The sequence below is a fragment of the Streptomyces sp. BI87 genome, assembly GCF_025957665.1.
Classification (GTDB): domain Bacteria; phylum Actinomycetota; class Actinomycetes; order Streptomycetales; family Streptomycetaceae; genus Streptomyces; species Streptomyces albidoflavus.
In genome coordinates, this window is the sequence record NZ_CP110079.1 from 2,025,121 (window position 1) to 2,047,865 (window position 22,745).

Annotated in this window: 22 protein-coding genes; 11 read left to right on the top strand and 11 right to left on the bottom strand. The window is 74.1% G+C overall.

From position 1 onward, the window contains the following. Nucleotides 1-93: 93 nt before the first annotated feature. Nucleotides 94-2,103 (top strand): DEAD/DEAH box helicase, encoded by a 2,010-nt coding sequence (locus OIM89_RS08675; protein ID WP_229360173.1) that lies wholly within the window; start codon nt 94-96, stop codon nt 2,101-2,103. 87 nt (nt 2,104-2,190) lie between these two features. Then, nucleotides 2,191-3,057, top strand: coding sequence for an alpha/beta fold hydrolase (locus tag OIM89_RS08680; RefSeq protein WP_030695727.1), 867 nt, complete (start codon nt 2,191-2,193; stop codon nt 3,055-3,057). Between the two features lie 12 nt (nt 3,058-3,069). Here OIM89_RS08680 and OIM89_RS08685 read toward each other — a convergent pair whose 3' ends face one another. After that, nucleotides 3,070-3,978 carry an NYN domain-containing protein gene (locus tag OIM89_RS08685; RefSeq protein ID WP_030695728.1) on the bottom strand — a complete coding sequence of 303 codons (909 nt, stop codon included), beginning with the start codon at nt 3,976-3,978 and terminating at the stop codon, nt 3,070-3,072. A gap of 271 nt (nt 3,979-4,249) precedes the next feature. On the opposite strand from OIM89_RS08685, the gene OIM89_RS08690 reads away from it, so the two are divergent. Further along, nucleotides 4,250-4,402 (top strand): hypothetical protein, encoded by a 153-nt coding sequence (locus tag OIM89_RS08690; protein ID WP_003950703.1) that lies wholly within the window; start codon nt 4,250-4,252, stop codon nt 4,400-4,402. Nucleotides 4,403-4,499: 97 nt separating this feature from the next. Here OIM89_RS08690 and OIM89_RS08695 read toward each other — a convergent pair whose 3' ends face one another. Further along, nucleotides 4,500-5,105 (bottom strand): MarC family protein, encoded by a 606-nt coding sequence (locus tag OIM89_RS08695; protein WP_030695729.1) that lies wholly within the window; start codon nt 5,103-5,105, stop codon nt 4,500-4,502. 128 nt (nt 5,106-5,233) lie between these two features. Beyond that, nucleotides 5,234-6,109, bottom strand: coding sequence for a PHP domain-containing protein (locus OIM89_RS08700; RefSeq protein ID WP_264491123.1), 876 nt, complete (start codon nt 6,107-6,109; stop codon nt 5,234-5,236). A 225-nt stretch (nt 6,110-6,334) separates the two neighbouring features. Between OIM89_RS08700 and OIM89_RS08705 the strand changes: the two genes are divergently transcribed. Continuing rightward, nucleotides 6,335-7,585, top strand: coding sequence for an MFS transporter (locus OIM89_RS08705; RefSeq protein ID WP_175456987.1), 1,251 nt, complete (start codon nt 6,335-6,337; stop codon nt 7,583-7,585). An 83-nt stretch (nt 7,586-7,668) separates the two neighbouring features. Here the strand turns inward: OIM89_RS08705 and OIM89_RS08710 are convergent, their stop codons facing one another. Further along, nucleotides 7,669-8,286, bottom strand: a complete 618-nt coding sequence (locus OIM89_RS08710) for a suppressor of fused domain protein (protein ID WP_030695732.1) — start codon at nt 8,284-8,286, stop codon at nt 7,669-7,671. Nucleotides 8,287-8,857: 571 nt separating this feature from the next. Between OIM89_RS08710 and OIM89_RS08715 the strand changes: the two genes are divergently transcribed. The 3 genes from OIM89_RS08715 (at nt 8,858) to OIM89_RS08725 (ending at nt 11,399) form a co-directional block, all read left to right on the top strand. Further along, a complete protein-coding gene (locus OIM89_RS08715; RefSeq protein ID WP_023417210.1) occupies nt 8,858-9,973 on the top strand; it encodes a magnesium and cobalt transport protein CorA in 1,116 nt (371 codons plus the stop codon). A 71-nt stretch (nt 9,974-10,044) separates the two neighbouring features. Further along, nucleotides 10,045-10,845 carry a class I SAM-dependent methyltransferase gene (locus OIM89_RS08720; protein WP_217465844.1) on the top strand — a complete coding sequence of 267 codons (801 nt, stop codon included), beginning with the start codon at nt 10,045-10,047 and terminating at the stop codon, nt 10,843-10,845. Between the two features lie 23 nt (nt 10,846-10,868). Beyond that, nucleotides 10,869-11,399: a hypothetical protein gene (locus OIM89_RS08725; RefSeq protein WP_030695734.1), complete on the top strand. Its 531-nt coding sequence runs from the start codon at nt 10,869-10,871 to the stop codon at nt 11,397-11,399. A 13-nt stretch (nt 11,400-11,412) separates the two neighbouring features. Here the strand turns inward: OIM89_RS08725 and OIM89_RS08730 are convergent, their stop codons facing one another. Beyond that, a complete protein-coding gene (locus OIM89_RS08730) occupies nt 11,413-12,180 on the bottom strand; it encodes a hypothetical protein (RefSeq protein WP_030695735.1) in 768 nt (255 codons plus the stop codon). A gap of 291 nt (nt 12,181-12,471) precedes the next feature. Here OIM89_RS08730 and OIM89_RS08735 point away from each other — a divergent pair, with 291 nt between their 5' ends. The 3 genes from OIM89_RS08735 to OIM89_RS08745 all read left to right on the top strand — a co-directional run bounded on the left by OIM89_RS08735 (nt 12,472) and on the right by OIM89_RS08745 (nt 15,619). Then, nucleotides 12,472-13,743, top strand: coding sequence for a magnesium transporter MgtE N-terminal domain-containing protein (locus OIM89_RS08735; RefSeq protein ID WP_030695736.1), 1,272 nt, complete (start codon nt 12,472-12,474; stop codon nt 13,741-13,743). After that, nucleotides 13,736-14,353 carry a DUF1003 domain-containing protein gene (locus tag OIM89_RS08740; RefSeq protein ID WP_030695737.1) on the top strand — a complete coding sequence of 206 codons (618 nt, stop codon included), beginning with the start codon at nt 13,736-13,738 and terminating at the stop codon, nt 14,351-14,353. Before OIM89_RS08735 ends, OIM89_RS08740 begins: the two co-directional genes overlap by 8 nt. Nucleotides 14,354-14,482: 129 nt before the next feature. After that, on the top strand, nt 14,483-15,619 hold the full coding sequence (locus OIM89_RS08745) for an Mrp/NBP35 family ATP-binding protein (protein WP_030695738.1): 1,137 nt from the start codon (nt 14,483-14,485) through the stop codon (nt 15,617-15,619). A gap of 81 nt (nt 15,620-15,700) precedes the next feature. Here OIM89_RS08745 and OIM89_RS08750 read toward each other — a convergent pair whose 3' ends face one another. The 5 genes from OIM89_RS08750 to sigE form a co-directional block, all read right to left on the bottom strand. After that, nucleotides 15,701-16,444 (bottom strand): hypothetical protein, encoded by a 744-nt coding sequence (locus OIM89_RS08750; RefSeq protein ID WP_030695739.1) that lies wholly within the window; start codon nt 16,442-16,444, stop codon nt 15,701-15,703. Between the two features lie 156 nt (nt 16,445-16,600). Further along, nucleotides 16,601-17,044, bottom strand: coding sequence for a sec-independent translocase (locus OIM89_RS08755; RefSeq protein WP_003950689.1), 444 nt, complete (start codon nt 17,042-17,044; stop codon nt 16,601-16,603). Between the two features lie 358 nt (nt 17,045-17,402). Continuing rightward, nucleotides 17,403-19,097, bottom strand: a complete 1,695-nt coding sequence (locus OIM89_RS08760) for a S1C family serine protease (RefSeq protein ID WP_264491124.1) — start codon at nt 19,095-19,097, stop codon at nt 17,403-17,405. A gap of 686 nt (nt 19,098-19,783) precedes the next feature. Next, nucleotides 19,784-20,683, bottom strand: a complete 900-nt coding sequence (locus OIM89_RS08765; RefSeq protein ID WP_030695741.1) for an anti-sigma factor family protein — start codon at nt 20,681-20,683, stop codon at nt 19,784-19,786. Beyond that, nucleotides 20,680-21,489, bottom strand: coding sequence for an RNA polymerase sigma factor SigE (sigE, locus tag OIM89_RS08770; protein WP_264491125.1), 810 nt, complete (start codon nt 21,487-21,489; stop codon nt 20,680-20,682). The genes OIM89_RS08765 and sigE overlap by 4 nt, the downstream gene beginning before the upstream one ends. Before the next feature lie 202 nt (nt 21,490-21,691). Between sigE and OIM89_RS08775 the strand changes: the two genes are divergently transcribed. Next, nucleotides 21,692-22,465, top strand: coding sequence for an O-methyltransferase (locus OIM89_RS08775; protein WP_372588001.1), 774 nt, complete (start codon nt 21,692-21,694; stop codon nt 22,463-22,465). 102 nt (nt 22,466-22,567) lie between these two features. On the opposite strand, the gene OIM89_RS08780 is transcribed toward OIM89_RS08775, so the two are convergent. Beyond that, nucleotides 22,568-22,735 carry a DUF3117 domain-containing protein gene (locus OIM89_RS08780; protein ID WP_003966491.1) on the bottom strand — a complete coding sequence of 56 codons (168 nt, stop codon included), beginning with the start codon at nt 22,733-22,735 and terminating at the stop codon, nt 22,568-22,570. Nucleotides 22,736-22,745: the final 10 nt, after the last annotated feature.

Genomic DNA, 22,745 nt, shown 5'->3' on the forward strand with positions numbered 1-22,745 from the left:
CCCGCCCCCTTTCGCGGCGGCGGCCGGCGGTAACGGCACGGTCAAGATCCCCGCGTTCGCCTCGTACCGCGTCTCACAGAAGAGGCCAGCGCCCTGACTACCTTTCGAGAACTCGGAATCCTTTCCGAGACCGCCGAGGCCCTCGAAGCCGTCGGCATCACCAACCCCTTTCCCATCCAGGAGCTGACGCTGCCGGTCGCCCTCTCGGGCACCGACGTGATCGGCCAGGCCAAGACCGGTACGGGCAAGACCCTCGGTTTCGGCCTCCCCCTGCTGGAGCGCGTCACCGTCGCCGCCGACGTCGAGGCGGGCCGGGCCAAGCCCGAGCAGCTCACCAACGCCCCGCAGGCCCTCGTCGTCGTCCCCACCCGCGAGCTGTGCCAGCAGGTCACCAACGACCTGCTCACCGCGGGCAAGGTCCGCGACGTCCGCGTCCTCGCCATATACGGCGGCCGCGCCTACGAGCCCCAGGTCGAGGCGCTCAACAAGGGCGTCGACGTCATCGTCGGCACCCCTGGCCGCCTGCTCGACCTGGCCGGACAGCGCAAGCTCGACCTCGGGCACGTCAAGGCCCTCGTCCTGGACGAGGCCGACGAGATGCTCGACCTGGGCTTCCTGCCGGACGTGGAGCGCATCGTGACGATGCTGCCGGCCAAGCGCCAGACCATGCTGTTCTCGGCGACCATGCCGGGCGCGGTCATCGGCCTGGCCCGCCGGTACATGACGCAGCCCACGCACATCCGCGCCACCTCGCCGGACGACGAGGGCGCCACCGTCGCCAACATCGCCCAGCACGTCTTCCGTGCCCACTCCATGGACAAGCCGGAGCTGGTCTCCCGCATCCTCCAGGCCGAGGGCCGTGGGCTGGCGATGATCTTCTGCCGGACCAAGCGCACCGCCGCCGACATCGCCGAGCAGCTCCAGCGCCGTGGCTTCGCCTCCGGCGCGGTCCACGGCGACCTCGGCCAGGGCGCCCGCGAGCAGGCGCTGCGCGCCTTCCGCAACGGCAAGGTCGACGTCCTGGTCTGCACCGACGTGGCCGCCCGCGGCATCGACGTCGAGGGCGTGACGCACGTCATCAACTACCAGACGCCCGAGGACGAGAAGACCTACCTGCACCGGATCGGCCGCACCGGCCGCGCCGGGCGCACCGGCATCGCGATCACGCTGGTCGACTGGGACGACATCCCGCGCTGGCAGCTGATCAACAAGGCGCTGGAGCTCACCTTCAACGACCCGGTCGAGACGTACTCCACCTCGCCGCACCTCTACGAGGAGCTGCGCATCCCGGAAGGCACCAAGGGCACCCTGCCCCGCGCCGACCGGACCCGCGCCGGGCTGGCCGCCGAGGAGCTCGAGGACCTCGGCGAGACCGGCGGCCGGGGCGCCCGGGGTGGCCGCGCGGACGCGCGTCGTGGCAGGGGCGGCCGCTCCGAGGCGCGCGAGGAGCGCCAGGAGGAGCGGAGCGAGCCGGGCGAGCGTCCGGCCCGCCAGCCGCGCCGTCGCCGCAGGACCCGCTCCGGCGAGGCGCTCGCGGCCGGCGACGCTCCGGCCGTGACCGAGGCCCCGGCCGAGGCGGAGGCACCCGCGAAGGCCGCCCCCGCGAAGGCGGAGGCCCCCGCCAAGGCCGCCTCCGCGAAGGCTGAGGTTCCGGCCAAGGCCGCCGCCCCGGCGAAGGCGAAGGCCAGGGCGTCCGCCCCGGCCAAGGCCGAGGAGGCCGTCGCCGCCTCGGAGAGCGCCGAGGCCGTGACGCGTGCTCCTCGCCGTCGTCGCCGGACCCGTCCGGTGGCCGAGGCCCCGGCGTTCCAGACCGTCGAGACCGCTGCGGCCGAGGCGGCCGCCGAGGCCGCGGCGCCGCGTCGCCGGACCCGCAAGGCGGCCGCCGAGGCGGAGATCCCCGCGCAGGCTCCGGCCGCCGAGCAGGCGGCGGAGAACGGCGAGGCCGCCCCGGCCAAGCCCCGCCGCCGCACCCGCAAGCCCGCCGCCGCCAAGGCCGAGCAGGCACCGGCCGAGCAGGCGGCCGGCGCCGAGGAGTCCGCTCCCCGCGCACCCCGCCGCCGCACCCGCAAGGCGGCCACCGCCGCCCCGGCGGACGCCGAGTAACCGGCGGACGCGACCGGCCCGACGGCCCGGCTCCCTTCTGGGGGCCGGGCCGTCGGCATGTACCCGGGCGGGCGCTAGATTGCGGGCATGAGTAAGCCGCCCACCTTCGTTCCGCCCGCCTGCGCCCGTGCCGAGAGGCTCGTGACGGAGCGCGGGGAGTTCGCCGTGCTCGATGCCCGCCCTGCCGGGGCGGTGCGGGGGACGGCCTTGCTGGTGCCCGGGTACACCGGGAGCAAGGAGGACTTCATCGCGCTGCTGGAGCCGCTGGCCGAGGCGGGGTTCCGGGTGGTCGCGGTGGACGGGCGGGGGCAGTACGAGACGCCGGGCCCGGTGGACGAGGCGGCGTATGCGCGCCCGGAGCTGGCGGCGGACGTGCTGGCGCAGGCGGCGGCGGTGCGCGGGCCGGGCCAGGTGCATCTGCTGGGGCACTCGCTGGGCGGGCAGATCGCGCGGGCGGCGGTGCTGCGGGACGCGGAGCCGTTCCGCTCGCTGACCCTGCTCTCCTCCGGCCCCGCCGAGGTCTCCGAGGAGCAGCAGCAGCGGATCGAGCTGCTGACGGCGGCGATGGCCGCGATGGACATGGGCCAGGTCTGGGACGCGATACAGGCGCTGGCGACCCCGGAGGAGCTGGCCGAGCCGGACGAGGACGGGACGCGGGCCGAGACCGCCCTGCGCGCCCGGTGGCTGCGCCACTCCCCCGCCCAGCTGACGGCGACCGGCCGCCAGCTGCGCACCGAACCGGACCTGGTGGCGGAGCTGGCCGCCTGTGGCCTCCCCGTCCAGGTGGTCTCGGGCGAGCGCGACGACACCTGGCCGGTGGAGCTGATGGACGACATGGCCCGGCGGCTGAAGGCGGACCGGGTGGTGATCCCCGGCGCCGAGCACTCCCCCAACACCGACAACCCGGCGGACACCGCACGCGCCCTGGCGGAGTTCTGGCAGGCCCACGTATAGGACCGGGGCGGCTCAGTACTGCGTGCGCAGGTGCTCCCAGAAGCCGTCGCGCAGGGCCCGGCGCAGGTCGGACTGGCCGCGCAGGGAGTAGGCGAGCTGGCGCTCCGCCTCGACGAGGAGGCTCTGGTCGTCGGGGGCGGGCAGGTAGGGATGGCCCGGGAGCAGGTCGATCAGGGCGGTGCGGCCGCGTTCGGCGAGCCACTGGGCGGCGATGCGGGCACCGGTGAAGCGCACGTCGTCGCGGGTGGGGCGGGGGGTTCCGGTGGCGTCGTACGAGGGGGTGGTGGCGCGGCGCGTCAGGTAGGGCTGGAAGAAGGCGAGGTCGAGGGTGCGCTGGGTGTCGACCTCCCACAGGAGCGGGTCGGCCTGGTTGCGGCCCTCGGGGGCCTCGATGCCCCAGAGGTGGACGCGGGCGCCGTGGCCCTGGGCGGACTCGACGGCGGAGACCAGGTCCTCGTCGCCGCCGATGAGGACGGCGTCGCTGATGGCGCGGTGGCGGGCGAGGGATTCGAGGTCGCCGCGGATCAGGGAGTCGACGCCCTTCTGCTGGTTGTTGGCGTTGAGGTTGCCGAGGCGGACCTTGACGTCGGGGAGGGCGGCGATGGCGAGCTGCTCGGCGGTGTGGATGCGGCGGCGGGCGCCGTCGTACCAGTAGACGCGGAGCAGGCGGCTGTCGGCGAAGATCTGGCGGGCCCGGTCGATGAGGGCGTCGATGAGCCCCTCGGCGTCGAGGTCGAAGGCGCCGCGTTCCTCGGTGCCGGTGACCAGGCGTCCGGCGGCGGCGTAGAGGTAGCCGGCGTCGACGAAGACGGCGTGGGTGGAGGGGGTCTTCGCCACCTCCGCCAGCATGCGTTCCAGGAGTTCGTTGGTGCGGTCGATGCGGGCGTGGAGCGCGGTCAGGTCATCGTCGTCGTTCAGCACCGGTCCATTGTCGGGGGCGGGGGCGGGTCGCGTAGCACGATGGATACCCGTCAGTAATTAGATACGCGAAAATTTTCGTTAGCGTAGGGAATGTTCTCGGGCCCCGGAGACGTTGAACCTCCCGGAGCGCCGCCCCGCGAGCTGTGGCGCTCCCCCGCAACTCACTCTTGACCGTCCGGCAATGCCGAGGCACCGGAACGGGGCAAGACTGATGTCTCGCACCACGCGTTCCCCGGCACCCCGGCCGGAGGACCGACGAAGGGAGAAGCATTTGCGCTTCGAGATCATGCGACTCGACGACGTCGACGGCGCGGCGCTGGAGAGCACCGTGGTGGACGCCGACTCCGTGAACCGGATCGTGCAGCAGGCCGCCGCGATCGGCCAGCGCCTCTACATCCGCCCGGCCGACACCTCCGCCTCGTAACACCGCACGAAGCCCCGCCTGGCGTGGGCGGGCACGCAGACGAAGAAGCCTCCGCACCGAACCCCGGTGCGGAGGCTTTCGCGTGCGCGGGCGCGGGTCAGGTGCCCTGGACGACCTGGGTGACGCCGTTGATGATCTGCTGCACGGCGAGGGCGGAGAGCATCATGCCGGCCAGCCGGGTCACCAGGACGACGCCGCCGTCCTTGATGACGCGGATGATCAGCAGGGAGTACCGCATGGTCAGCCAGAGCACGACGTGCATGGCGACGATGGCGGCCCAGACGGAGACCTGCGCGGAGGTGCCGTCGGCGTCCTGCACCGCGAGGATCACCGAGACGATGGCGCCGGGCCCGGCCAGCAGCGGCATGCCGAGGGGGACGAGGGCGACGTTGACGTCCTTGGTCTGCTGCGGCTCCTCGGTCTTGCCGGTGAGCAGGTCGAGCGCGATGAGCAGCAGCAGGAGGCCACCGGCGATCATCAGCGCCGGAACGGAGACGTGCAGGTAGGCGAGGATCTGGTGACCCAGCACGCCGAAGACGGCGATGACGCCGAAGGCGACGCAGACGGCCTGGAAGGCCATCTTCCGCTGAACCTTGGCGGGGCGGCCTGCGGTCAGCGCCAGGAAGATCGGCATGATCCCCGGCGGGTCCATGATCACGAAGAGGGTGACGAAGAGGGAGGCGAATACGGCGACGTCGAACACGGTGGGGCCTTGACTTGCTCAGGGGCGGGCACGGCGGCGCGGTGAGGCCGCCGCGGGCCCGCGGGAGGGGTACGGAGGGAGGGGGGCGCCCGAGGCGCGGGGGAAGGACGGGACGGCCGGGCGGCCGGTCAGGCGCGCGGGCGTCCGCCGGCACCGGGGACCGGGAAGGCCCCCGTGGCCCGGCGGGTGATCTCGCCGTAGATCTCGGGGTCGGTGGTGTGGGCGCCGAGGGCGATGTCCTTGCGGGTGCCGTGGTAGTCGCTGGAGCCGGTGACGAGCAGGCCCAGCTCGGCCGCGAGGGCGCGGACCCGGGCGCGCTCGGCGGGGCCGTGCTCGGCGTGGTCGGCCTCGACGCCGTCGAGCCCGGCCTCGGCGAGGCGGGCGACGGCCTCCTCGGGCACCACGTGGCCGCGCTGGGCGGCGAGCGGGTGGGCGAGGACGGTGACGCCGCCGGCGGCCTTGACCAGGCGGACCGCCTCGAAGGGGTCCAGCTCGTACTTGGGGGCGTAGGCCCGGCCGCCGTCGGCCAGCCACTCCTCGGTGAAGGCGTCCGAGACCGAGGCGACCACGCCCAGCTCCACCAGCGCCTCGGCGAGGTGCGGGCGGCCGACCGAGCCGTCCCCGGCGATCCGGGCGACCTGCTCCCAGGTCACGTCGACACCGAGGGCGCGGAGCTTGTCGACCATGGCGCGGGCGCGCGGCACCCGGTCGTCGCGGACCAGTTCGCGCCGGCGCAGCAGTTCCGGCTCGTCCGGGTCGAAGAGGTAGGCCAGCATGTGCACGCCCATGGGGCCGTCGGGCCCGGTGAGGCGGCAGGAGAGTTCGGCGCCCGGGACGAGGGTGAGCCCTTCGGGGAGCGCGGCGGCCGCCTCGGCGTGGCCGCGGGTGGTGTCGTGGTCGGTGAGCGCGACGACGTCCAGGCCCTGCGCGGCGGCGCGCACCAGCTCCGCGGGGGTGTCCGTGCCGTCCGACGCCGTGGAGTGGGTGTGCAGGTCGATGCGCACGACGCGGTACTCCAGACGTGGGGGGGGCGGACACTTCCACGGGCCGCGCGTACGGGCCCGTAGAAGAGGATAACGGGACGCGCCGGGCAAGCCGACACGCCGAGGAGCGGGGGACGGCGGCGGGGACGACTACTACGTCACACCCAAATAGATGTAGCTTGCACTAATTAGCTTGGCTAACTTATCGTGGATGTGCCCCACCCCCCAGGCAGAAGGAGCGGAAGCATGCGGAGCGAGACCGCGCAGCCAGATCCCCTCACCCACGGCGCCGAGCGCCCCTCGCTGCTGCGGCAGCCCATGGCCGTCTGGGCCACGGCCGGCGCCTCGGTCGTCGCCTTCATGGGGATCGGGCTCGTCGACCCGATCCTCCCCTCGATCGCGCAGGGCCTGGATGCCGGTGCCTCCCAGGTCTCCCTGCTCTTCACCTCGTACTTCCTGATCACCGCCGTGGCGATGCTGGTCACCGGGTTCGTCTCCAGCCGGATAGGCGGGCGCAGGACGCTGCTGCTCGGCCTCGCCCTGGTCGTGGTCTTCGCGGCGCTCTCCGGGACCTCGGACTCGGTCGGCGAACTGGTCGGCTTCCGGGCCGGCTGGGGGCTGGGCAACGCCCTGTTCGTCTCGACCTCGCTGGCCGTGATCGTCGGCGCGGCGGCCGGCGGCAGCGCCGCGGCGATCCTGCTCTACGAGTCGGCGCTCGGCCTCGGCATGGCCTGCGGTCCGCTGCTGGGTGCCGTCCTCGGTGACGCCAGCTGGCGCTACCCGTTCTTCGGCACGGCCGCGCTGATGGCCGTCGGCTTCCTCGCCATCACCGTCCTGCTCAAGGAACAGCCGAAGCCCGCGCGGAAGACGACCCTGCTCGACCCGGTCAAGGCACTCGGCCACGGCGGCCTCGCCTCCGTCGCGGCCTCGGCCTTCTTCTACAACTACACGTTCTTCACGGTGCTGGCCTTCACGCCGTTCGTGCTGAACATGACCCCGTACAAGTCCGGCGCCGTCTTCTTCGCCTGGGGCCTGCTGCTCGCCGTCTTCTCGGTGCTGGTCGCCCCGCGCCTCCAGCGGCGGTTCGGCTCGCTGAAGGTGCTCGGCGGCTCGCTGCTGCTGCTCGCGGTGGACGTCCTGGTGCTCGGTTACGGCAACCACACCGTCGCCATCGTCTGCACCGTCCTCGCCGGTGCCTTCATCGGCGTCAACAACACCGTCTACACCGAGCTGGCCCTCGGCGTCTCGGACGCGCCCCGGCCGGTGGCGAGCGCCGGGTACAACTTCGTGCGCTGGTTCGCGGCGGCGGCCGCGCCGTTCTTCGCCCCGAAGATCGAGGAGTGGACCGATCCGCACATCCCGTTCGTGGTCGGGGCCGTCACCGCCGTCCTCGGCGCCGGCGTGGTCTGGGCCCGCCGCCGCGCCCTGGCCGAGGAGGCCGTCGAGGAGGAGCCGCGCCACGCCGTCGAGGACGGGGTCGCCGTCTTCGCCGAGTGAATGCCGCACCGTGGCCACAGCACGGCGGGCCGTCCTCCCTGGGGGTGGACGGCCCGCCGCCTGTGTACGTACCGGGGACCGGGTCAGTCGAGCGGCACCGAGGTACGGTGCGGGTCGCGCAGGTCGGTCTCGTGGGTGAGCCAGCGCTCCTGGAGGGCCTGGGCGCCGTGCACCCGCTTCCAGGCGGCCTCGTTGGGCGTCATCGGCAGCAGCGGCAGGAAGCGGACCGGCTCCATCGGCTCGTCCAGCTCCAGGTCCTCCACCAGCCCGCCCGGCTCGGCGACCAGCACGGAGCTGAAGGGCGCCCCGGGCCACAGCGGCTCGCCGACGTCCAGCGAGGCGCCCGGGGCCACGATCACCCCTTCCACCTGCGGGGAGGCGGCCAGGACGGCGAGCGGGCGGAGCACCTTGTCGGTGTCGGCGGCCCCGGCGGCCACGGTCAGCACCAGCTCGGCGCGGGGACCCCTGACCGGGTCGGCGAGGGTCGCCGTGGGGTCGGCCATCGGCTGGGCGGACATGCCGAGGGTGGCGTACCGGACCAGGGGCCGGTCGGCCGCGGCGGCGGGTCCGGGGGCGCCCGCGTCGAGGAAGCGCAGCACCTCGACGCGGTCGGTGCCGAGGAAGGTGATCGCGGCGCGGGCGTCCGGCTCGCCGAGCGCGCTGCGCAGCCGGGCCTCGACCAGCGGGAGTACATCAGCCATGCCGTGACCTTAACCGGCGCCCGCGCGCGGCTCCGGGGCGGGCGCGGGCGGGAGTGCGAGGGGTACGGCCGGGTGGCGCAACGGCGTACGTGAGGCGGGCCACAGCGGGTGAACTGCCGCGTATGGAACAGGCAAAGTGGGGTCTTGACACACTGAGCTGCTGCTAGTCTGGGCCGCCGGTCAGGGCAGCGCGCCGAGCGTGCTTTCTCGCCCGACATCGTCATCCCTCAAGGGGGACCGGCCGGAGGAGGTGGGGCTGTCATGGATCGAAGTCGACCGTGCAGTACGACCCGCCCTTCCCTCCGGCGGCAACGTCGCCGCCGCTAGCTGCTCTCCGCGGAACCGAAGCTGAACTACCCGGGTCAGGCCCGGTAAAACCTCTCGGTCTTCCCTCCGCGCGGCTCGACGGAAGGGCTCCAGGCACCACGCCCGATCCCCGTTCAGCCGCGTTGGCCGCCAGCATGCCGGTGCGGTGCTCCCCGCTTTGCGGATGAGCCGGCCGCCCTGGTCCGGACGTCCCCATTCCGGGTAGTTCCACCCGGCGGCGGCCCCGTCGCAAGGAGTCCGCCCCATGTCGATGATCCGTGACCTGCGTGCCGCCGTCCGGCCCTCGCTGCGCAAGGCCAGCCCCTCCGGCGCCGCCTACGACACCACCCGTTCCGCCTCCGCCCACTCCGCCGTGGTGGACTGCGCCGTCTACCGCGACGGCCGCCGCCTCGTCCACGAGGAGCCGCTCACGCCGCACGAGGCGATGCTGCGGGTCCGCCGTGGCGGCGGCTTCGCCTGGATCGGGCTGCACGAGCCGACCGAGGAGGAATTCGCCGGGATCGCCGCCGAGTTCGGGCTGCACCCGCTCGCCGTGGAGGACGCCGTCCACGCCCACCAGCGGCCGAAGCTGGAGCGGTACGACGACACCCTGTTCACCGTCTTCAAGACCATCCACTACGTCGACCACGCCGAACTCACCGCCACCAGCGAGGTGGTGGAGACCGGCGAGGTCATGTGCTTCACCGGCCGGGACTTCTTCATCACCGTCCGGCACGGCGGCCAGGGCTCGCTGCGAGCGCTCCGCCGCCGCCTCCAGGAGGACCCCGAGCTGCTGGCGAAGGGCCCCTCGGCGGTGCTGCACGCCATAGCGGACCACATCGTCGACGGCTACCTCGCGGTGGCCGACGCGATGCAGGACGACATCGACGAGGTGGAGACGGAGGTCTTCACCGCGCCGGGCAGGGGCACCTCGCGGGGCGTCGACGCGGGGCGCATCTACCAGCTCAAGCGGGAGGTGCTGGAGTTCAAGCGGGCGGTGGCACCGCTGTCGCGGCCGCTCCAGCTGCTCAGCGAGCGCCCGATGCGGCTGATCGACCCGGACATCCAGAAGTACTTCCGCGACGTCGCCGACCACCTGACCCGCGTCCAGGAACACGTCCTCGGCTTCGACGAACTGCTCAACTCGATCCTCCAGGCCAACCTGGCGCAGGCCACCCTCGCCCAGAACTCGGACATGCGGAAGATCACCTCCTGGGCGGCGATCATCGCCGTCCCCACGATGATCTGCGGCGTCTACGGCATGAACTTCGAGTACATGCCGGAAGTGGAATGGAAGTTCGGCTATCCGCTGGTGCTCGGCGTGATCTTCGGCACCTGTATCGCCATCCACCGCACGCTGAAGCGGAACGGCTGGCTCTGAGCGGCACGGCGACGGGCCCCGGACCGGGGAAAACGGTGGTCCGGGGCCCGCGTCGCGGCCATGATGGCCTGATGCCGCACAGCTCTCCCGACACCCACGCCCCTCGGTCCCCCGACTTCGACGCGCTGGTCGCCGAGGGCGAGGCGGCCCCGGTCGACGGCTGGGACTTCTCCTGGTTCGAGGGGCGGGCCACCGAGGAACGCCCCTCCTGGGGGTACCAGCGGCTGCTGGCCGGGCGGCTCGCCGACCCCGCCGTCCGCTCCGCCCTCGACCTCCAGACAGGCGGGGGCGAAGTGCTCGCGGGGGCGGGTCCGTACCCGCCGGCGATGGCCGCCACCGAGTCCTGGCCGCCCAACCTGGCCCGCGCCACCCGGCTCCTCCAGCCGCGCGGCGTGGTCGTCGTCGCCGGACCCGAGGAGCCGCCGCTGCCCTTCGCCGACGGCGCCTTCGACCTGGTCACCAGCCGCCACCCGGCGACCGTGTGGTGGCCGGAGATCGCCCGGGTGCTGGCGCCCGCCGGCACCTACTTCGCCCAGCACGTCGGCCCGGAGACCGTCTTCGAGCTGAGCGAGTTCTTCCTCGGCCCGCTCGGCGGCGAGGTCCGCCGGCTGCGCCATCCCGAGAGGGAACGGGCCCAGGCGGAGGAGGCCGGGCTGGAGGTGGTGGACCAGCGCACCGAGCGGCTGCGGATGGAGTTCCACGACATCGGCGCCGTCGTCCACTTCCTGCGCAAGGTGGTGTGGACGGTGCCCGGCTTCACCGTCGAGGCGTACCGCGACAAGCTGCGCGGGCTGCACGAGCGGATCACCGCCGAAGGCCCCTTCGTCGCCCACTCCACCCGCACCCTGGTCGAGGCCCGCCGTCCGGCCTGAACAGCTGCCTCTACGCTGAGCCCATGACGCAGACGACGCTGCTGGAGCGGGCCCTCATCGAGGAGGCCACCAAGAAGTCGGGGCTCATCTGGGTCCAGGGCGGCCCGAGGGCGGCCCGGCCGGTGTGGCACGTGTGGCTGGACGGCGCGGCGGTGCTGGTCGGCGACGGCCCGGGCGAGCAGCCGCTGCCGGAGCTGGCCGACGGCGGCCAGGCGTCGGTGACGGTCCGCAGCAAGGACAAGGGCGGGCGCCTGCTGACCTGGCGGGCCGCGGTGTCCGAGGTGGCGCCGGGGACCGAGGCCTGGGAGGCGGCCGTCGCCGAGCTGAAGGGCAAGCGGCTCAACGCCCCCGACAGCGAGCACCTGACCGCACGCTGGGCCAAGGACTGCCGCGTCGTCCGCCTCACCCCGACCGGGACCGTCGAGCCGCTGCCCGACTCCAGCCTCGCCGAGCCGCCCGCCGCGACCCCGGCGACCACCCGCGAGCCGGTCCCGGCGGCCCTGCCCAAGCTGCTGTTCGGGCTGGGGCGGCGCAAGGCGCGCAAGCCCGAGTGAGGCGCGTCCCCGGTCAGTCGCTGGGCAGTTCGCGGCCGTAGTCGACCATCTCGTCCTCGGCCGGGGCCTTGAGGGTGAACTTCTCGTTCCAGTCGCGCATGCGCAGCTCGCCGGCGTCCCCGGCCCGGGTGAGGCGCAGCGGGTACGCGGTGCCCTCCAGGGAGACGTCGAGGGTGCCGCCCGACCCGCCGTCGCCGGAGACGGCGATGGTGCGGGTGCCGCCGACGCTGCCGCGCTCGCCGGTGGCGACCTTGCCGTGCAGGGTGAGCAGTCCTTCGAGGAGGACGTCCTTGTCGGTGAAGGTGGTGAGCTGCTTGTAGGCGGGGTCTCCCTCGGGGACCTTCACGAACATGCCGTCCAGCTTGTCGGCGGCCTCGCTGTCGGCCTCGGTGGACTTGTCCTCGCCCTTGTCGTGGGTCCAGAAGTCGGCCCGGGCCTTGAGGAAGAGCTGCTCGCCCACGCGCATCAGCTGGAACTCGCCGTTCTTCGAGGTGACCTTGCCGAGCCCGCCGTCCTTCTTCAGCCGCATGTCGAGCTTGAAGGTCTCGCCCTCGCTGATCAGCGAGCCGGTGAGGCGGACGGTGGCGGAGGCGCCGGCGGCCTGCTTGGCCTTGGCGTGGATCTGGGCGGCGGAGAGCTTGCCGACGCCGTTGGTGCCCTCGTCGGGGTCGGGCGAGGAGCAGCCGGTCAGCGCGGTGATCCCGGCGAGCAGCCCCGCGCAGAGGGCCGTCGTACGCGGCGCGGCCCTGCGGGCCGGCGGGTGGCTCCCCGGGGAAATCACAGTCACGTCGGTCGCTGCCTCTCGTCGGGGGGCGTCGTGGTGGCCGCGCGCGGGGCGGGTCGGCCGACTGCCGTACGCGGCAGTACGGCAGCGTACCCGGGGTCACAGCCGCCGTCCGGAGGTCCCCCTTCCGCGGCCGGGAGGACCGGTCCGCGCCACGCGCCCGTCGGGCCGTACGGACCTCGGGGCCGGGCGGCGGGGCCCCGGACGGGCTAGCCTGATTCCGTTCCCGATCTTGGGGAACGCGCATCAGGTAATCCGTCCGTCCCCGAGGAGGAGGTGGCGCGGCCCATGGCGGGAGGCACTCCGAGGATCTTCGTCTCGCACCTGTCCGGTGTCGCCGTCTTCGACCCCAACGGCGACCAGGTCGGCCGGGTGCGGGACCTGGTGGCGATGTTGCGGGTGGGGCGCAGGCCGCCGCGGCTGCTGGGTCTGGTGGTGGAGGTGGCGACGCGCCGCCGCATCTTCCTGCCCATCACCCGCGTCACCGGCATCGAGTCCGGCCAGGTCATCACCACCGGCGTCCTCAACGTCCGGCGGTTCGAGCAGCGGCCCACCGAGCGGCTGGTCCTCGGCGAACTGCTGGACCGGCGGGTGCGGCTGCTGGAGACCGACGAGGAGGCCACCGTCCTCGACGTGTCGATCCGTCAGCTCCCGGCCCGCCGCGACTGGGAGATCGACCGGGTCTTCGTCCGCAAGGGGCGCGGCGGCGCACTGCGGCGGCGGGGGGAGACGCTGACCGTCGAGTGGTCGGCGGTGACCGGGTTCTCGCTGGAGGAGGAGGGCCAGGGCGCGGAGAGCCTGCTGGCCACCTTCGAGCAGTTGCGCCCGGCCGACCTCGCCAACGTCCTGCACCACCTCTCCCCCAAGCGCCGGGCGGAGGTGGCGGCGGCGCTCCAGGACGACCGGCTCGCCGACGTCCTGGAGGAGCTGCCGGAGGACGACCAGATCGAGATCCTCGGCAAGCTCAAGGAGGAGCGGGCCGCCGACGTCCTGGAGGCGATGGACCCGGACGACGCGGCCGACCTGCTGGCGGAGCTGCCCGAGGAGGAGAAGGAGCGGCTGCTCACCCTGATGCAGCCGGGCGACGCGGCCGACGTGCGGCGGCTGATGGCGTACGAGGAGCGGACGGCGGGCGGGCTGATGACCACCGAGCCGGTGGTGGTGCGGCCCGACTCGACGGTCGCGGACGCGCTGGCCCGGGTGCGCAACCCCGACCTCTCGCCGGCGCTGGCCGCGCAGGTCTACGTCTGCCGCCCGCCCGACCAGACCCCGACCGGCAAGTACCTGGGCACGGTGCACTTCCAGCGGCTGCTGCGCGATCCGCCGTACACGCTGGTCAGCGCGATGCTCGACGACGACCTCCAGCCGCTGTCGCCGGAGACGCCGCTGCGCGCGGTGGCCGGGTTCTTCGCCACGTACGACATCGTGGCGGCGGCCGTGGTCGACGAGAGCGGGTCGCTGCTGGGCGCGGTGACGGTGGACGACGTCCTGGACCACCTGCTGCCGGACGACTGGCGCGAGACGGAGTTCCTGCTGTCGGGGGAGGAGAACGATGAGTGAGCGGGGGAAGGAGACGCGCGAGGACCGGGAGGCGCGGGAGAGCCGCGAGCGCGAGCGCCGGGTGAACGAGTCGGCGCGCCCCCGCATCCGCCTCGACGTGCCCCGCGCGCCGCGCCGCCGGGTGCTCCCGGAGTACGACCCGGACGCCTTCGGGCGGCTCTCGGAGCGGATCGCGCGGTTCCTCGGGACGGGCCGGTTCATCGTCTGGATGACGGTCATCATCATCATGTGGGTGGTGTGGAACGTCACCGTCCCCGACTCGCTCCGCTTCGACGAGTACCCGTTCATCTTCCTGACCCTGGCCCTCTCCCTCCAGGCCTCCTACGCGGCCCCGCTGATCCTGCTGGCGCAGAACCGGCAGGACGACCGGGACAAGGTCAATCTGGAACAGGACCGCAAGCAGAACGAGCGGTCGATCGCGGACACCGAGTTCCTGAGCCGCGAGGTGGCCGCGCTGCGGCAGAACCTCGGCGAGGTGGCGACCCGGGACTGGATTCGCTCCGAGCTCCAGGACCTGCTGCGTGAGCTGGACGAGCGGGGCCGGCCGGTGGAGGAGGGCGCCGGGCGCGGGGAGCACCGGCCCGGCGAGGGCGGCTCCGACCGGGGCTGACGCGGCGTGACCAATCAGACAGCGGACCGCCCACGCCCCTACTGACCAGTAGTATCGCGCTCCCGCACCCACCCAGGCCCCTCCCCCGCCCTTCCGGAAAGCCTGGACGGCCCCCGTACTATCGGGGGTATGGCAGCTACGGAAGACGCGGTGCGCGAGGCACTGGCGACAGTGGACGACCCCGAGATCCATCGGCCGATCACCGAACTCGGCATGGTCAAATCGGTGGAGATCGGCCCGGACGGAGCGGTCGCCGTCACGGTGTACCTCACCGTCTCCGGCTGCCCCATGCGCGAGACCATCACCCAGCGGGTGACCGACGCGGTGCAGGCCGTCGAGGGGGTCACCTCCGTCGAGGTCAGCCTCGACGTGATGAGCGACGAGCAGCGCCGCGAGCTGGCGAACGCCCTGCGCGGCGGCACCGCCGAGCGCGAGGTCCCCTTCGCCAAGCCGGGCTCGCTCACCCGGGTCTACGCGGTCGCCTCCGGCAAGGGCGGCGTCGGCAAGTCCTCGGTGACGGTCAACCTGGCCGCCGCGATGGCCGCCGACGGGCTCAAGGTCGGCGTGGTCGACGCGGACATCTACGGCCACAGCGTGCCGCGGATGCTCGGCGTGGACGGCCGCCCGACCCAGGTCGAGGACATGATCATGCCGCCGTCGGCCAACGGCGTGAAGGTCATCTCGATCGGCATGTTCACCCCGGGCAACGCCCCCGTGGTGTGGCGCGGCCCGATGCTCCACCGCGCGCTCCAGCAGTTCCTCGCGGACGTCTTCTGGGGCGACCTGGACATCCTCCTGCTCGACCTGCCGCCCGGCACCGGCGACATCGCCATCTCCGTGGCCCAGCTGGTGCCCAACGCCGAGATCCTGGTGGTGACCACCCCGCAGCAGGCCGCCGCCGAGGTCGCCGAGCGGGCCGGCTCGATCGCCGTGCAGACCCACCAGAAGATCGTCGGCGTGGTCGAGAACATGTCGGGCCTGCCCTGCCCGCACTGCGACGAGATGGTCGACGTCTTCGGCACCGGCGGCGGCCAGCTCGTCGCCGACGGCCTGACCCGCACCACCGGCGCCACCGTGCCGGTCCTCGGCTCCATCCCGATCGACGTGCGGCTGCGCGAGGGCGGCGACGACGGGCGCCCGGTGGTCCTCACCGACCCCGAGTCCCCCGCCGGCAGCGCGCTGCGCTCCATCGCCGGGAAGCTGGGCGGCCGTCAGCGCGGCCTCTCGGGCCTCTCGCTGGGGATCACCCCGCGCAACAAGTTCTGACCGCGCACCGCTCGGACCACCGGGGCGCCTTCCCACCGGGGAGGCGCCCTGTCCCGTACTCGGGGGAGCACGGGCCCGTCGTCACCCCTGGTCGGCGTAGGCCGCCACGTCCTTGACGACCGCGAAGCCGAGGCCGTACGCGCTGAGCCCGCGCCCGTACGCGCCGAGATGGACGCCGCCGGGGGTGGAGCCGGCCAGGACCCAGCCGAACTCCGACTCGCGGTAGTGGAAGGGCGTGGAGACGCCGTCGACCGGGAGCATCAGCGTCGACCAGGCGGGGCCCTGGAGGTCGTCGGCGAGCGCCCAGGCCGTCTCGGTCTGCTGCTCCAGCCAGTCGTCGCGCAGGGTGTGGTCCATCTGCGCGGGCCACGTCACGGCGAGCAGGCCCTGCCCGGCCAGCCAGGCCGCCGACGCCTCGGAGGTGGCCTCCAGGACGCCGGTGCCGTCGGCGGTACGGCGGACGGGGCTGTCGCCGACCGTCACCACCACGGCGAACCGCTCGCGGGGGCCGTCGGCGTCGCCGAGGTCGGCCCGGACCACCGGCTCGTCGCCGTGGCCGAGCGAACCGTGCTGGACGGTGCCGTCGGCGTCCTGCCCGATGTGGTGGAGTCGGCGCGGCCCGGTGTACGCCTCGTCCAGCGCGTACCAGGGGAACGGCGCGGCCAGGAAGCCGTCGAGCGCGACCCGGCGCCGGGGGCGCGCCGGAGCGGGCCGTTCCTCCTCGGGTGCGGCTCCGCCGCCCGCCTCGTCGGGAGCCGTGGCCTCCTCGTCGGGGCCCTCCAGGACCGTCGCCGACTCGCTCTGGGACTTACCCGTGGTCTCCATCTTGCGGCCCTTCCTCGCTCTCGCCCGTCCGGAGCGGCCCGCCCCCCTCGGGCGTCCTCGGTCCGGACAACAACACAGGGAGAATAGCCATCCCGCTCCGGGGACACGGGATTGAAGGGTCCGCACGGGCGCCGGGTTGGTCCGGACGCCAGGCGATCAGGTGGCGTCGATGTCGAAGGGCGGGCGCTCGCCGGCGGCCACGGGGGCGCTCTTCTCCGGGCGCTTGGTGAGGTCCACGGGGCCGTCCGCGGCGGGTCCGGCGACCGACTCGGCCTCCTCGCGGCCGTTGACCGCGTCGGCGACGTCGCCCATCTCCTTGCGGAGGTCGAAGCTGTCGCGGATGTCCTTCAGCCCGAGGTCGTCGTTCTCCAGCTGCTTGCGGATGAAGGTCTTCGGGTTGAGGTCCTCGAACTCGAAGTCCTTGAACTCGGGGCCGAGTTCCTCGCGGATGTCGCGCTTGGCGCTGTCGGAGAAGTCGCGGATCTTGCGGATGAAGCCGGCGACGTCCTGGATGACCTTGGGGAGCTTGTCGGGGCCGAAGATGAGTACGGCGAGCACGACGATCGTCAGGACTTCGAGTAGACCAATGTCGTTGAACACCTAGCAGCTCCTTGCGGCGGTCCGCGGCCCCACGGCGGGACATCACTCGACCGGGGCCCGCTCCACGTTACCCGGCCCGCCCCGGCGGGCGGTACCGTACCGCCCCACCCGCCTCACCGTGCACCCGGCGTTAGGGCCTGTCCGGCGGATCTTCGTGGAAGAGCCTGCGGCGTCTGGTGCGTGCTCTCGGCGTGCGCCCGGATCTCCCTCGTACTGGACGTACTCGGGTGATGCGTGCGTGCGGCGGGAGTGCGTGCCAGGCGTCGCAGGCCCACGAAGATCCGCCGGGCAGGCCCTAGCCCCCGCGCCGCCCGCGGTACGACCCGGGCCGCGGCGGCCCCGCCGGTGCCGCGCCGGCTCAGGAGGGGCCCGAGGAGCCCAGTTCGAGGGTGACCCGGCGGCTCTCGCCGTCCCGCTCCACCGTGAGGTCGAGGCGGTCGCCCGGCCGGTGCGAGCGGATCTTGATGATCAGCTCCTCGCCGGAGGCGACCGGGACGCCGTCGACCTCGGTGATCACGTCACCGGCGGCGATGTCCGTCCGGTCGGCCGGGCCGCCCGGGGTGACGGCCGGGCCTCCCCCGGCCGCCTCGCCGCCGACCTTGGCACCCTCGCCCTCGTACCCCATGTCGAGGGTGACCCCGATCACCGGGTGGGTGGCCCGGCCGTGGTTGATCAGTTCCTCGGCGACCCGCTTGGCCTGGTTGACGGGGATGGCGAAGCCGAGGCCGACACTGCCGGCCGAGTCGTCCTGGCGGTCCACGCCGCCGGCGGCGTGGATGGCGCTGTTGATGCCGATGACGCGGGCCCGCTCGTCGACGAGGGGGCCGCCGGAGTTGCCCGGGTTGATGGGGGCGTCGGTCTGGAGGGCGTCGACGTAACTGATGTCGGAGCCGTCGCCCTTCTCGCCGCCCGCCGTGATGGGGCGCTCCTTGGCGCTGATGATGCCGGAGGTGACGGTGTTGGCCAGGTCGAAGGGGGCGCCGATGGCCACCACCGGGTCACCGACGCGGACCTCGTCGGAGTCGCCGAGCGGCAGCGGGGTCAGCCCCGAGACGCCGGAGACCTTCACCACGGCCAGGTCGTACCCGGGGTCGCCGCCGACCATGCGGGCCCGGGCGGTCTCGCCGCCGTTGAAGGTGACTCTTATCGAGCCGCCGTCCGAGGCGGACTCCACCACGTGGTGGTTGGTGAGGATGTGGCCCCGCCCGTCCAGCACGAAGCCGGTGCCGAGGGCTCCGCCGTCGCCGCCGCTGACGTGCAGCGTGACGACGCCGGGCAGGGTCCGCGCGGCGATCCCGGCGACGCTGTCCGGGGCGCGCTCACCGGTCTGGCCGGACGCCTGCTCCAGCTCGACCGTACCGAGCCCGCCGTGCCGCTCCAGCCGCATCCCGACGTACCCGCCGACGGACCCCGCGACCAGCGCCAGCACCAGCGCCGCCCCGACCAGCCGCCCCCGCCCGGCCCGCCGCTCCCGGCGCCGCTCCCCGGGCCCGCCCCCGGACTCCGCGACCAGCGCCCCCGGCGCCGCCCACGGGTCGTAACGCCCCCACTCCCCGCCCGGCAGCGGCGGTCCGGCCTCGGGCACGGGCGGTACGGGCGTGCCGTGGGCCGGGGTCCCGGGCGGCAGGTAGGTGCCGTGCGCCGGGGTCGGGACCGGGCGCTGGACCGGCGGGGCGGGGGCCCAGGGCCCCGGTTCGCCGTAGGGCGGGGTGCTGTACGGGTCGGGGGCGTGCAGCGGACGGGGACGTTCGGCGGGGGCCTGCTGCTGGGCGGGGACGAGGCCGTCCGGGGCGCCGCCGGTACGGGGGGCGGGCACGGTCGCGGGCGACTCGGCGGCCGGGGAGGAGGTCGCTTCCTCCGCCTGTCCGGGGACGGTGGGCGCGGGGGGTTGCACGGGCTCTGCCGGGTCCGCCTTGGTCAGCCCGGCGGCAGGGGCCCCGGTGGCCTCGGGAGCCGTCGCCGGACCGTCGGGCTCCGCCGCAGTCCCGTGGGAGTCCCCGGTCGCGTCGGGCACGGCCCCGTCGGGCGTTCCGGTGGGCTTCGCCTTGTCCATGGTCTCCCCGCAGCCTGATGACGGGCCGGGTGTGCGGCGGACGCACAACGCCTCGCTCCGTCGGATCGAGTGCCGGGCCCGCCCTCGCCCTCGGGGCGTCCGGGCGGGCCCTCAGGGAATTCAACCAGGTTCTCCGGGGGGCCGTGGCGGGCTCCGCCCCAGGGGTGTCGGCGAAGTCCGGTGCGGGCTCCCGGCCTTGCCCGAGCGGAGCCGGGCGCTCGGGGGTGGCTGGGGCCGGGGGGTGGTGGCGGCTCCGGGCGGGCTGCGAGGGCGGGGGCGCACCGAGTGGGGCGCCGACCCGGCCCGTACGTGCGGACGGTGCCGCGCCACCGGCTCTGCGGTCGCGGAGGTTCTCGCCGTGCTCGCCGTGGCTCGTGCGGACGGAGTCGTGCTCGGTGCGGGCCTCGGCCGGCCCGCCCGTGTTCGGCGGCGTCCCCCCGCCCCCTCCCGGCGGACAGCGGGCGGTCCGGGATCTCGCCAGGAGGAACGTCCAGCCCACGCTCCAGAACCACGCGCCGCCCTCGTCAGGACGGGCGCCGCCGGGCTCGACCGCGAGCGGCGGCCGCGCTCGGCCGGGTCACGGTACCCCGTCTCCGCAGGACACCGAGGAGCCTGCTCAGCTCTCAGCGCCCCGCAGGTACGGGGACGAGGCCCGCCGCGCCCACTTCAGTGAGCCCCACCGCCCGTCAGGGCGCGGCGGAGAGCCCGGAGACGCCGGGGAGGCCGGCCGACGGGGCGGCGGCGATCCCGGAGCGGGCGGCGTCCTGGGGTGCGGCCAGGGGCAGCGGCACCGAGCGGGGTGTCCAGGGCGCGGGCCTGCCGGGCGCCTTGAGGAGGGCGGCGGAGTACGGGTACGGCTCCAGCTCCTCCAGGAGCGGGGGCGGGCCCGGGTGGCGCGGGGCGGCGTCCCCGACCTGCTCGCGCGGGCCGGAGCGGGTCTCGCCCTGCGCGGCGAAGGCCGGCGGGGAGCCGCCCCGGCGGCTGCGGGAGTCGGGGGCGGCCTGGCCGGTGCCGGCCTGGGTGCGCAGGGGCGTGACGTTGCTCTTGCCGGCGCCCGCGCGCTCCGTGGTGTCGACCGGGGTGCCCGCGGCGACCCCGCCGAGCGCCAGCGCGGCCAGCGAGACGGCACCGGCGGCGGCGAAGGCGAAGCGGCGGCCCCGGGAGGCGGAGCGCTCGGCCTCGGCGCGGCCGAGGTCGTGGATGCGGAAGCCCGAGCGCGGCTCCTCGGGCAGGGCCGGCGCGACCGGGGCGTACCGGAAGGCGCCCGGGGCCATGCCGAAGTCGGCGGAGCTGCCGAAGGGCGGCCCGGCGCCGAAGCCCGAGCCGGAGTCGGTCGGCCCGTCGGGGCCGGCCGCCGGAAGGCCCTGGAGGCGGGCGAGGAAGCTCTCGCTGGGGGGCGGCGGCGCCGCCGTGGCGAAGACCGACTTCAGGCGGCGCTGGGCGTCGGCCTCGGCCTTGCACTTGCAGCAGGTCGCCAGGTGGGCCAGGACCCGCTCGCGGGCCTCGTGCCCCAGCTCGCCGTCGACCAGCGCGGCGAGGCGGTCCCCCAGGTGCTGTTCGACGGGTGTCGGGCGTGAACCGCTCACGTGGACGCGCCTCCTCCTCCCGGCATCGGAGCCACCGCCCCGGCCAGGGAGCGGCGCTCGGCGCGGGCCTCGGGCGAACGGTGCTTGAGCGCCTTGCGCAGCTGCGAACGGCCCCGGTGGATACGGCTGCGGACCGTGCCGAGCTTCACGCCGAGGGTCGCGGCGATCTCCTCGTACGACAGGCCCTCGATGTCGCAGAGGACGACGGCGGCGCGGAACTCGGGCGCGAGGGTGTCCAGCGCCTGCTGCACGTCGGCGTCGAAGTGGGTGTCCTGGAAGACCTGCTGCGGCGAGGGCTCGCGGCTGGGCAGCCGCTCGGCGGCGTCCTCGGCGAGGGCGTCGAAGCGGATGCGCTGCTTGCGGCGCACCATGTCCAGGAAGAGGTTGGTGGTGATGCGGTGCAGCCAGCCCTCGAAGGTGCCGGGCGTGTACGTCGACAGCGAGCGGAAGACGCGGACGAAGACTTCCTGGGTCAGGTCCTCGGCGTCGTGCTGGTTGCCCGTGAGGCGGTAGGCGAGGCGGTAGACGCGACCACTGTGGGTGCTGACGATCTCCTCCCAGCTGGGCGGGGCCCACGTCGGCGAGTCCGCGTCGGCGGCGAAGGTCGCGGTCTGCACGGATTCGGCGGCGGGCGCACCTCCCTGGGCCGGCGTACGGCGGCGCGGAAGGCTTCGGTCAGCGGTGTCGGTCACGGATTTCGGCTCGCCGGCCGACCTGAGAAGACGTCTGAGCACACCTCCCCGGTCACCGGCCGCAGCCGCACCTCCCCTGTCGGCTCTGGTGGTGTCCAGTGGAGCCCCTACCATAGCCACCCCTGCCGTTAGCTCGGGATAAGAGTTTTTACCAGGAATTGGCGTGGGACCCGGGAGGGTGCCCCAGGCGGCCGCAAGGGGTCGCCCACGGACCGGCCCGGCTCCGGCGCCGGGCACGAACGCGCTGGTCACCGCCGCGCCGGGCGTCGCGTACGCCGGGCGGCGGGCCGTCGTCACCGCCTCCGCAACCGCCGTCATGGGCCGCTCCTCGTCTCCGCCCGCCGGGACGCCTGGCGCGCCCCGCTCCCTGCCCTCCCCAACGCCCGGTCCCATCTGCGGGTTCCCGGCCCCAACGGATACAGTCACCGCCAGGCAACTTTGGGGACAGGAGAGGGCCATTACCGGCAACCGGCAGACGGGCTGGACGTTCGCCGACGCCTTCGTAGCCGAGGACGAGGCGCTCCTGTGGGCCCGGGACCAGGCGCACGCGGCGGGGCTGCGGCCGGTGTCCCCCGCCACCGGCGCCGTGCTGCGGATGCTCTCCGCGACGGTCGACGCCAAAGCGGTGGCGGAGATCGGCACCGGCACCGGGGTCTCCGGCATCCACCTGCTCAGCGGGATGCGCCCCGACGGGGTCCTCACCACCGTCGACACCGAGCCGGAGTGCCAGCAGTTCGCCCGGGAGGCGTTCCGCGCGGCCGGCTACGCCGCCAACCGGGCCCGTTTCATCCCCGGCCGCGCCCTGGACGTTTTGCCCCGTCTCGCCGACGGCGGGTACGACCTGGTCTTCTGCGACGGGGACCGGACGGAGGGGCTGGAGTACCTCGCTGAATCGTTGCGCCTGCTGCGCCCCGGGGGCCTCGTCTGCTTCGAGGGGGTGCTCGCCGACGGCCGGACCGTGGAGTCGGGGCCGCAGCCGGTCGAGGTGGTGCGGCTGCGCGAACTGGTCCGCGAGGTGCGCGAGAGCCCGGCGCTGATCCCCTCGCTGGTGCCGGTCGGCGACGGGCTGCTCTGCGGCGTCAAGCGCTGACGGGACCCCGCCGGAGCCGGCGGACCCGACCCCGGGCACGACGCCGCCCCCGGTACCGCGTACGGTGCCGGGGGCGGCGTCACAGGTTCATCGCTATGTGCGTCAGCCGACGACCTTCTTGAGGGCATCGCCCAATGCGTCCGCCTCGTCCGGGGTCAGCTCGACCACGAGTCGCCCACCACCTTCGAGCGGAACCCGCATGACGATGCCCCGCCCCTCCTTGGTCACCTCGAGCGGGCCGTCACCCGTCCGCGGCTTCATGGCCGCCATGCTCGTTCCC